Origin of the sequence: Novosphingobium sp. AAP83 (assembly GCF_001295795.1) — a bacterium.
Classification (GTDB): domain Bacteria; phylum Pseudomonadota; class Alphaproteobacteria; order Sphingomonadales; family Sphingomonadaceae; genus Novosphingobium.
The window spans coordinates 1-1,022 of the sequence record NZ_LJHY01000078.1 but is presented as its reverse complement, the minus strand read 5'-3'; the positions used below and the strand labels follow the sequence as shown (position 1 = coordinate 1,022).

1 protein-coding gene is annotated in these 1,022 nt (G+C 55.7%); it reads left to right on the top strand.

Annotation, left to right across the window (positions count from 1 at the left end; translation table 11 throughout):
* Positions 1–1,022 (top strand): hypothetical protein (locus IP81_RS21165; RefSeq protein WP_197274715.1); only part of this gene is annotated, 1,022 nt, incomplete at both ends.

Sequence of the window (1,022 nt, the reverse complement as noted above, 5' to 3'; positions counted from 1 at the left end):
GCCGCTGACATCACGGCGATCGAGACTGCGAATGGCAGTGGCACGATTGATGGCTCAGCGCTCACGGCGATCAACGGGACGGCGGCTGCGGTTGTCCTGGCGCTTGACGATCTCGATACCGATCCGACGAATTTCGCTTCGACGCTGACGGGAACCACGGCGACTGCCTCTGATCTAAACGTTATAGATGCTGCTACCAGCGTCACGGTCAATGCGACGTCTGTGACTGCCCTGAGCGGCTCGACGGCTGACGTAGCGGCGAGCTATGCTTCTGCCGGCATCAGCGGCCTTGGAAATGAAACAGTTACACTTTCCTCTGCTACGGCTGCGGTACGCGATCTTCTCGCAATTAACGAAGCGACGTCGGGTAACGTAAATGCATCTGCGATAACGACGTTGACAGGTACTTTAGCCGAAGCTGTTGCTGCTATCTTGTCTACAGGGATTGTAGGCTTGGGTAACGAGAGCGTGACGCTGTCAGACCATACTTTGTCGGTTGTTGCAGTTAATGCTCTTAACGCTCTCACAACCGGAATGATTGATGCATCGTCGGTCTCGACGTTCACTGGCTCCGCTTCTGAAGTGGCAGCAATTTATGCTGCGAGCGGTATAACGGGTATAGGTGCAACCTCAATCACCATTGATGACACGATACTGGCTGCGGCTGACCTCAATGCCCTTACCGATCTTTCTACTGGCACCATTGATGTTACGTCAGTTTTGACGGTGGCTGGTTCAGCTGCGGTTGTTGCTTTCAGCTATGTTTCGACAGATATTACTGGCCTTGGCAATGAGGCTGTCACGCTGACGGGAGTTGCTGCGGCGGGTGATATCACGACGATTGCGGGAGCGAACGGCAGCGGTACGATTGATGGCTCTGCGATCACGGCGATCAACGGGACGGCGGCTGCGGTTGTGCAGGCGGTTGACGATCTCGATACCGATCCGAGCGACTTCAATTCGGCACTGATGGGGGCTGCTGAGGCCGCTGACATCACGGCGATCGAGACTGCGAATGGCAG